Genomic DNA, 8,126 nt, shown 5'->3' on the forward strand with positions numbered 1-8,126 from the left:
GCTATTTTTGTTTGCCTGTTCTTATTACTTGATGAAGAACAGCTTTTTTACGACCTCTTTTTAAAAGTCTTTTTACAGTTTTCTAGCAAAGAATGAGACAATCAGTACTAAAATGATGGCACCAATCAATGATGGCACGATTGCCATTCCTGCAATACTTGGTCCCCAAGAACCTAATAATGCTTGACCAAGTGCTGATCCAACTAAACCTGCTACGACATTTGCAATAATCCCCATCGAAGAACCTTTATTCGTGATTGCTCCTGCAATTGCTCCGATAATTCCTCCGACGATAAGTGACCAAATAAATCCCATGTTTCGTTCCTCCTAATGTTTTGCTTCCTTATTACTGAACGCGTGGTTCTGTATTTTCTTTTACTTTTTCAACGCCGCTTCCAGCTGCTGATTTTACTTTATCTGTTTGATTAGAAGCAAATTCACCGGTTTTTTTCGCTGCGTCAGTTACTTTGTCTTGCACCGTTTCTTGATCTTTTTCAAATTCTTCTTTTGTTTTGATGTCCACTACGTTAGCGTTGACTTCGATGACGTCTAAGTGTGTCATATTTTTTACTTCTTTGCCGATTACTTCTTGCATTTCTTCAAAGATTTTTTCGATATCTTTGCCATATTCCACAATGATATCCATGTCAACTGCTACTTGTTTTTTACCGACTTCTGTTTCGATCCCAGCCGTTACATTATCTGTATTCACAAGTTTTCCTGCCACATTAGAGAAAAAACCACCGTTTGCAGATAATAAGCCGTCTACTTGTTCAATTGCGATTCCAATGATTTTTTGCACCACTTTATCTTCATAATTCAACTCACCGCGCATCGAATCTTCTTGCTCAGAGCCATGGTTTTTTTGGTCGTTTGTATGTTGAGAACCAAGTTTTTCTTGTGCTTTCGCATGATCAGAAGGATGCTTTTGTTCCTCTAATGGTTTAGAAGGATCGATTGCATCATGTTGTTCTGGAACTTTAGATTCTGGAGAGCCGGGACGATGAGGCGCATGTTTTTCTGCGTCATGTTTCTTTTCTTCTACACCTTGTTGAACATTTGGCACGACTGGATCTGGATGTGCAGATACTGGTGCTGTTTTGTTCTTTTCATCGTTCACACCATTTGATTGGTTTGGTGTCGTTGGGTCTGGATGTGCAGACACTGGTTTTTGGTTGTTCATTTTATTGTTGTTATTATTTTTGTTATTGTTATTCATGGATGTTTCCCCCTAAGATTTAAAATAGTGATCTAAAATTTTCGTTTGTTTCAAATAAAAACCGATAGCGACACCGATAGCTGCCATGATCAAGATCAATAAAGTCTTGAAAAAGCCGACGGTAATCCATAAAACGGCTAATATCAACCCAAGTACCCCAAAGATGATAGGGAGCTTGTATGTCGAAAATAGTTCTTTCATTTTTGGTCCCCCCCTATTCTACTCGTTTGCGGTCATTGCTTCGTTTAGCTGGTTCTTCAAAACCTGTGTATTTCACCGATACTTTCACTGACTCTTTTGTGCCTAATATGTGTTGCACTTCGTTTTCGATTTCTTTCATCAATGTTCCAGTTTTACCAATGAGTGCTGAAGTTCGTTTCAGCTCCCCTTTTACATTGACGGCGATCTTGTTTTTCGTTGCTTTGACATTTACTTTTGGTGAATGGATAAATTCATCTTCATGCAAGTGAGAACGAACCATTCCTTCGATTGCTTTTTTATCCAACGTCAACTCCCCATCACCATGTTTCAGTAAAAAGGTTCCGATTGTTTTTGGATAAAACAAGAAAACAAGCAATGTGATAATCGTCAAAATAGCAAATGCAACAGCAAGCCAGAATACATATTGTTGCACATATGAATTAGTGATGGAAAAGAATCGAAACTTCTCTAATTGAAAAGGCAGTGGATAGGCTGCACTTAATAGTATCGCAAACAAGAGTATAGATAGCAAAAGTAACGTTCCGATCACTCCAAGCGTTTTTACTCCTTTATTCATTTTCGCACCTCCTTATAGGGGTGAAACGATCAACTTTTTATAAGTTGATCGCTTCTCCACCAGTTACTCCGTAAATTTGAGCTGTGACATAACTTGCTTTATTTGATGCTAAGAAGACATAGACCGGTGCTAATTCTCCTGGCTGACCTGCACGTTCTAGTAAACTTTGCTGACCAAATTCAGGAATCGAATCAGAAGGCTGACCTTCGTCTAGTTGTAGCGGTGTCCAGATTGGACCAGGTGCTACACCATTTACACGGATTCCCTTAGGAGCAAGTTGTTTTGCTAAGCCGATCGTAAAGTTAGCGATTGAAGCTTTTGTTGCTGCATAATCCAACAAATGTTCACTTGGATTGAAGGCTTGGACAGAAGTTGTTGTAACAATTGCTCCTCCTGCTGGGATATGCGGAACAGCTTCTTTCACTAAAGCAAACATAGCGATGATGTTGACCATGAATGTGTCTTTGATTTGTTCAAGTGGCAGTTCAGTAATGGATTGGCAAGAAATTTGCTGCCCTGCATTCAATACCATCGTATCTAGCCCGCCAAGCTCACTTACAGCCTTTTCAATGATTTCTTTAGGCGCTTGTTCATCACGAAGATCAAATGGGAGTAAGACGATCTTACGTCCTGCATCTTTGACGTATTTGGCTACTTCTTCTGCATCTTTTTCTTCTCCTGGGAAGAATTGAAGAGCGATGTCTGCACCTTCTCTAGCAAATGCAATCGCTGCTGCTCGACCGATCCCTGAATCGCCACCAGTGATTAGTACACGGCGATTTTCCAGCTGATTATTGCCCTCATAGGATTCTTCACCACAATCAGGAACAGGAATCATGTTCTGTTGTAAAGCTGGCGTATCCTGATCTTGCTTAGGAAATTTCTCCGTATGGTACAGATTTCGTGGGTCGATTAATTTTGGTTCTGTCATTGCTGTATTCCTCCAATTTTTTCTAAATTGTATTGCCAAAACAAATTTCTTTGTTTGATACCTGTTTTAAATAGTTTGTTTAATTCGTATAATCTTTTCGGTATAGATGGTAGCCTAAAACCACCGCTGCTATCAAAGAGCCGAATACTACGAGGATAAATCCTAAAGCAGAGCTTTTACCCGGTAATCCTCCTGTATTCATTCCCCAAAGCCCTGCAAACAACGCCGGAACGGAGATGATCAGTGCAGCTGAATCTAGATATTTCATGATATGGTTTAGATTATTGTCCATCATCCCATTGAATAAATCTCCAATACTCTCCAATAAGTCTCGATAGATTTCAATCATTTTTTCTGTTTGACGCTGTCTCAAATGAACATCATAAAGTAACTGTTCATCATCTAAACGTTTGATAAACGTTTCAGAATTCCATAATTGATCCATTGTTTCCCGCTGATCTCTTAAGGTATGATCGATATACACAATGTCTCTTTCCAGATCTGCCTGTTTATACAGTTCCTCATTCTCCGTCGTTTTACGGGCTGCTTTATCCAAAGCGTCAATTCGCTTCTTCATTTCTCTTAGTTCTTTCACGTAATGGGTATAAATATCCAGTAATGTATACGTGATGATCTTTTCAAACGAGTTTAAATGATCTCCATGCTTTGTCAGCAAGCGATCCACGAACTCGGTCTTTCTATCGATACAAGTAATCAAGAGATTATCGGAAAGTACAAAAGATATTGGTGTCAATTTTTTTTCGATACGGTTATCTGACTGATCTAGATTGATTACAACCAAAGAAAATGGATGCGCTAATTTGGTCTCATAAAGGCGTTCCATCCGAGAAACTTCTTCCGGATATTCCGTGCCTACGAAAATGTCATCTGGAAGCTCGAATTCTTTGATTGCCTGCTGGATCTCTTCGGGCTTTGCACTATCAAGTACAAGCCAGTTGTATTTTTTTTCATCTGTTTCTGTTACTTTCTTTTCATCATCCACAAAGTAGTATCTCAATGTATACCTCCTTTCTGGACTTTTCAAAAACGATTAGCTGAAGAAGCAGTTTTTTAATTTGATATTATAATCGAGTACTGCATTTTCATTTTCTAATGAGAAGCTGTCAAGCTGTTTGTTAAAGTCCATGTTCAATCGTTTACCGAAATAACTTTGCTCTACTTTAGATGTATAGATTTCCAATAAAGGATGCTCGATTTTTGTTGCATACTCTCCAAATTCCGAAACAAAAGGAATGATTTGGAAAAAGCTGCCTTTTGCAAAAGCACCTTTGTCCCTTAAAAATGGATCGGAATCATTGATGAGAGCGAGTGCGATTTTTGTATTTTCCCCCACTTTTTCGATTAACGTCTCTACTGCATTTTTAGACATTGTAATTTCCATTCCTACTCCCCCTGTTCAGTTGTAGTCTTCTATTATTTAACAACTACGTCTGTTTTTTGTTGAACTTTTGCATATTTTGGATATTTAGGGAATTTAGCCACACAACGGAACGCCGTCATCCCTGCATATTTTTCGTAATATTTCTTCGTTGGTCCTTCAAAATCCTTGCTCCATGGTTTCACATGTCCTGAGAAATGGATAATGTAAGGATTGTTGCGCGTTTCTTCGTATTCACGTTCACCTGCTGCTGTTGGATGTTTCTTTGCTTTAGCCATGATATAGCCTTGTGCATTCCAGCGCGGATGAAGCGGAAGCCAACGATCATGCAAGATTGCATTTAATGCATCTTGGTCATGGAATCTTAATTTTTCTGGATTATGTTCGATGAAGTCTAATACTTTTTGCGTAATATTTTCATCTAACCATTTTTTCACATTGATTAGCATCAATCCTGAGTTGAAGTAACGCATTGATTTAGCTGGAATCTCCATTTTTTCTAATCGTTGATGGAATCCAGCATCTTCAACAGCTGCTACGATTGAATCACCGAAGTCAAGACGCCATAATTTAGAGATGTCTTGTAAAGCGATCATGTCGCAATCCATATATAAGATACGTTCGACTTCCGTGCCGCGGAACAATTCTGGAATCGCTATGCGGTAATAAGCTGTTTCTGGAATACGATCGCTGATTACTACATTTGTAAAGAATTCTTTATTGATTTTCAAAAATTCTACATCTGAATTCATTCGTGCATTTTTCACTGAGAAGCGTAAAAGCTGTTTGCTTTCAAAATCGATATCGTCGTCAATCACATAGAACCGAACAAATTTAGACGGGTTGCAATTATCTAATACTGAGACAAATAATGCAGCTAAATGCGGTACGAATTTTGTGTTACAACTTGCGACTACTGCTATTTCTTTTTTATTCATTGATCTCGCCTACTTTCGTTAGAGTACTGTGTGCTAATTTTTTTAAGTATAAATTGGTATACGGATGATCTTTCAACGTATTCCAAGGTTTATCATGGCCTGTAAAATGAACGATCGAAGGTTTTTCATTTCCTTCTTTATAAAGACGTTCATATTTTTCATTTGGTGCTGGGTGTCGTTCAAAAATCAAAGAAGTCTGCATGTTCCATTTTGGATGAAGTTGTTCCCAGTCTTCATAAAGGACAGCATTCAAAGCATCTTGATCGTGATAGATGATTCGATCACCATTTTCACTTAAATAATGGATAGTTTTTTCTGTAATTTCTTTTTTATTCCATTGATCGATGTCAATCACCATCACCCCTGAATTGAAGTACAAGTCATTGGAATCTATTCCTAATCTTTCCAATGCTTTCACTTGTCCTGGATCGATAATGGCGCCGATCGTTTTTCCATTTAATGGTTCATCATATAGTTTTACGATATCGTCTAGCACTAACACATCTGAATCTAAGTAAAGGACTTTCTTATAATCCTCTTTAGCTAATAAGTTGGGTAAAGAAATTCTTAAGTAAGCGGTAGTTGTGATATGGTCGCTGACTAGGAAGTCTTCGTAGATATCTTTTTCCACTGTCAGGAATTGGATACTTGCATTACTTGAATATTTATTTACCGTTTCTTCCAATCCTTGTTTACTATATTCTGATAGACCATCGTCAATCACATAAAATTTTATGCGTCTTGTTTTATTGCAATTTTCTAATGCAGTTGCGATCATCACGCTCAAGTAAGGAGCATAATTTTCGTCTGAAGCAGTCACCACAGGAACTACGCCGTATCTCTTCTCCATCAAAATCACTCCTTTTTCTAATCTTTTTCTAACCTGTTCTACATCTAGAATATTCCTCATTTGGTTTTAAAGCAAAATATATGCTTTGTTTTCATTGAATATTTTAAAATTTTTTTATTACAAAACGCATTGGTAAGCGATAACTATTCGTTTTTCATGGCTTTTTATTCAAAGGTATTGACCAAAAACTACTATATATAGCCACCTTTTTCTTAAGAATGTTTTTTGAAAAAATTCATAACGGCAAAGCAAGTTAGTTTCATTTTTTTAATTTCTCATTTAATCTTAAGGTAACAGGAAAATAGATATGTAAAAAGAAAGTAGGAAGATAAAATGAAACTAGCAGCGATTGATTTAGACGGTACCTTGCTTGATCGAAATGGAAAGATACCAGAAGAAAATATCCAAGCACTTCGGAAATTTGATGAAAATGGCGGAATCGTAACAGTAGCTACAGGAAGGAACAGCATTTCTGCTAAAGATATTTTTTCCGAATTAGGAATCGGCGGCTATTTGATTTCTTCCAATGGTTCGCTGATTGCTGAAATGAAGGATGGAAAGATGGCAAAGGTTCTCAGACGTTCGAAAATAGATATCGATACTCTGAAAAAAGCCTTCTTCTATGCTCAAGAAGCAAAAATCTCAATTATTGCCAGCCGAGAAACCCAAGATGATCAGCTGACATTCGATGAATCAAATCTTGTCAAAGACGACCCCTATTATGAACATTTCAATCTGCAGAATCATTCTTTTGATCAAATTTTAAGTATGTTAGAAGATCCTTCTCTTAGCTATCTTAAATTAGCGTTAACAGATAAGAGTGAAGAAAAACTACAGAAGCTACAAAGAGATCTGCAAGCAGACGGCATCAATTCAGTATTCTCTGATCCACATTTCTTAGAAATCACGCCTACAGGTATCACTAAAGCTCATTCACTTGTTTTTCTGGCGGATTACCTTGGAATCGAGTCGAGTGACATCATGGCTTTTGGCGATCAAGAAAACGACATTGCTATGTTGAATTATAGTGGGTTGAGTATTGCGATGGGGAATGCACAGCGGCAAGTAAAAGAAATTGCAAACCAAGTAACGCTGACAAATGAGGAAGCTGGGGTTGCTTATATTTTAAAAAACTTCTATTGAAAATAAAAAAATGACGTCATGAACGTAGGAGGAAAGAAGATGTTAGTTATTATCGATATGCAAAATCATATTCTTGATCCAAACAGCGAATTTTATATTCCAGAATCAGACCAATTGGCGGAACGCATTGCTAAACGATTAGCTAAAGCACGTAAAAACAAGGAATATATTCTATTCACACGGGATATTCCAGTCGAACTGAAGGACAAAGAAGAAGAACGGGAAGATTTGCAATTGATCCCTCTTCTTTCTCCCCATGAACGAGTGATCAAAAAGTATTATTTTACGATCCCCCCTGAAACTTTAGCTGAAATCAAGGAGACTTTGTTTGAAAGCAAAGAAGAACAAAAAGAGATCGAAGTGGTTGGGATCGAAACAAACTTATGTGTGCTCTCTAATCTGATAGGCTTGCAGAGTGCGTTCCCTGAAGCTGACTTTTTTGTTGATCCAACGTTAGTTTCCAGCAGAAAACATGGAGAATCTGCTTTGGCACTTCTGAAAGATTTCAATGTTTCAATCATCGAACCTAAAGAATAGACAGACACACGTATGCTACAGTCTATTCTTTATATAAGTTCTATTATCATTTAACAAGCAAACTAAAAAAGAAAAAGCACGAAGAACTGTTTTCAGTCTTACGTGCTTTTTCTACAAAAGTAGATCGGCTTTTTCACAACCTCTTATGTACCTTGTAGGACTCGAACCTACGACCGGACGGTTATGAGCCGTCTGCTCTAACCAACTGAGCTAAAGGTACATCATCATGAGATATATTTTAGTTACTTTTTAACTATAGCACGAATTATAGACGCTCACAAGCTTCAAAATATAAATAATATGATATATTTATTCTTATTTACTTGACTTG

General features: G+C 37.4%; 11 protein-coding genes and 1 tRNA gene. 2 read left to right on the forward strand and 10 right to left on the reverse strand.

Annotated elements, in window-relative coordinates; translation table 11 throughout:
- Window positions 1-72: 72 nt before the first annotated feature.
- The 9 genes from ESP02_RS12160 to ESP02_RS12200 form a co-directional block, all read right to left on the reverse strand.
- Window positions 73-315 (reverse strand): GlsB/YeaQ/YmgE family stress response membrane protein, encoded by a 243-nt coding sequence (locus ESP02_RS12160; RefSeq protein WP_002291278.1) that lies wholly within the window; start codon window positions 313-315, stop codon window positions 73-75.
- Between the two features lie 31 nt (window positions 316-346).
- Complete coding sequence (locus tag ESP02_RS12165) at window positions 347-1,219, reverse strand: Asp23/Gls24 family envelope stress response protein (protein ID WP_002374671.1); 873 nt, start codon at window positions 1,217-1,219, stop codon at window positions 347-349.
- 12 nt (window positions 1,220-1,231) lie between these two features.
- On the reverse strand, window positions 1,232-1,420 hold the full coding sequence (locus ESP02_RS12170) for a DUF2273 domain-containing protein (protein ID WP_002291274.1): 189 nt from the start codon (window positions 1,418-1,420) through the stop codon (window positions 1,232-1,234).
- Window positions 1,421-1,433: 13 nt separating this feature from the next.
- Entirely contained in the window at window positions 1,434-1,997 is a 564-nt protein-coding gene (gene amaP, locus ESP02_RS12175; protein WP_002291268.1) for an alkaline shock response membrane anchor protein AmaP, read from the reverse strand.
- 37 nt (window positions 1,998-2,034) lie between these two features.
- Window positions 2,035-2,928, reverse strand: coding sequence for an SDR family oxidoreductase (locus ESP02_RS12180; protein ID WP_002291266.1), 894 nt, complete (start codon window positions 2,926-2,928; stop codon window positions 2,035-2,037).
- A 79-nt stretch (window positions 2,929-3,007) separates the two neighbouring features.
- Window positions 3,008-3,931, reverse strand: coding sequence for a magnesium transporter CorA family protein (locus tag ESP02_RS12185; RefSeq protein WP_002374669.1), 924 nt, complete (start codon window positions 3,929-3,931; stop codon window positions 3,008-3,010).
- Window positions 3,932-3,979: 48 nt separating this feature from the next.
- The gene (locus ESP02_RS12190) at window positions 3,980-4,330 is read right to left on the reverse strand and encodes an iron-sulfur cluster biosynthesis family protein (RefSeq protein ID WP_002374667.1); all 351 of its coding nucleotides are present in this window, start codon (window positions 4,328-4,330) and stop codon (window positions 3,980-3,982) included.
- Between the two features lie 32 nt (window positions 4,331-4,362).
- Window positions 4,363-5,265 carry a glycosyltransferase family 8 protein gene (locus ESP02_RS12195; RefSeq protein WP_002291262.1) on the reverse strand — a complete coding sequence of 301 codons (903 nt, stop codon included), beginning with the start codon at window positions 5,263-5,265 and terminating at the stop codon, window positions 4,363-4,365.
- A complete protein-coding gene (locus tag ESP02_RS12200) occupies window positions 5,258-6,115 on the reverse strand; it encodes a glycosyltransferase family 8 protein (protein ID WP_010732559.1) in 858 nt (285 codons plus the stop codon). The genes ESP02_RS12195 and ESP02_RS12200 overlap by 8 nt, the downstream gene beginning before the upstream one ends.
- Before the next feature lie 333 nt (window positions 6,116-6,448).
- Here ESP02_RS12200 and ESP02_RS12205 point away from each other — a divergent pair, with 333 nt between their 5' ends.
- Together ESP02_RS12205 and ESP02_RS12210 are read left to right on the forward strand one after the other, a co-directional pair.
- Window positions 6,449-7,258: a Cof-type HAD-IIB family hydrolase gene (locus ESP02_RS12205; protein ID WP_002306615.1), complete on the forward strand. Its 810-nt coding sequence runs from the start codon at window positions 6,449-6,451 to the stop codon at window positions 7,256-7,258.
- A gap of 39 nt (window positions 7,259-7,297) precedes the next feature.
- Window positions 7,298-7,795: an isochorismatase family protein gene (locus ESP02_RS12210; protein WP_025478514.1), complete on the forward strand. Its 498-nt coding sequence runs from the start codon at window positions 7,298-7,300 to the stop codon at window positions 7,793-7,795.
- Window positions 7,796-7,941: 146 nt separating this feature from the next.
- Here the strand turns inward: ESP02_RS12210 and ESP02_RS12215 are convergent.
- Window positions 7,942-8,015: transfer RNA gene (locus ESP02_RS12215), tRNA-Ile, on the reverse strand.
- Window positions 8,016-8,126 lie beyond the last annotated feature (111 nt).

It is taken from the genome of Enterococcus sp. NBRC 3427, assembly GCF_007996925.1.
Lineage (GTDB): Bacteria > Bacillota > Bacilli > Lactobacillales > Enterococcaceae > Enterococcus_B > Enterococcus_B lactis.

Excerpts from the sequence above, each read along its gene's own strand:
- ESP02_RS12160 (WP_002291278.1), bottom strand. The coding sequence starts at position 315 with ATGGGATTTATTTGGTCACTTATCGTCGGAGGAATTATCGGAGCAATT.
- ESP02_RS12165 (WP_002374671.1), bottom strand. The coding sequence starts at position 1,219 with ATGAATAACAATAACAAAAATAATAACAACAATAAAATGAACAACCAA.
- ESP02_RS12170 (WP_002291274.1), bottom strand. The coding sequence starts at position 1,420 with ATGAAAGAACTATTTTCGACATACAAGCTCCCTATCATCTTTGGGGTA.
- amaP (WP_002291268.1), bottom strand. The coding sequence starts at position 1,997 with ATGAATAAAGGAGTAAAAACGCTTGGAGTGATCGGAACGTTACTTTTG.
- ESP02_RS12180 (WP_002291266.1), bottom strand. The coding sequence starts at position 2,928 with ATGACAGAACCAAAATTAATCGACCCACGAAATCTGTACCATACGGAG.
- ESP02_RS12190 (WP_002374667.1), bottom strand. The coding sequence starts at position 4,330 with ATGGAAATTACAATGTCTAAAAATGCAGTAGAGACGTTAATCGAAAAA.
- ESP02_RS12195 (WP_002291262.1), bottom strand. The coding sequence starts at position 5,265 with ATGAATAAAAAAGAAATAGCAGTAGTCGCAAGTTGTAACACAAAATTC.
- ESP02_RS12200 (WP_010732559.1), bottom strand. The coding sequence starts at position 6,115 with ATGGAGAAGAGATACGGCGTAGTTCCTGTGGTGACTGCTTCAGACGAA.
- ESP02_RS12205 (WP_002306615.1), top strand. The coding sequence starts at position 6,449 with ATGAAACTAGCAGCGATTGATTTAGACGGTACCTTGCTTGATCGAAAT.
- ESP02_RS12210 (WP_025478514.1), top strand. The coding sequence starts at position 7,298 with ATGTTAGTTATTATCGATATGCAAAATCATATTCTTGATCCAAACAGC.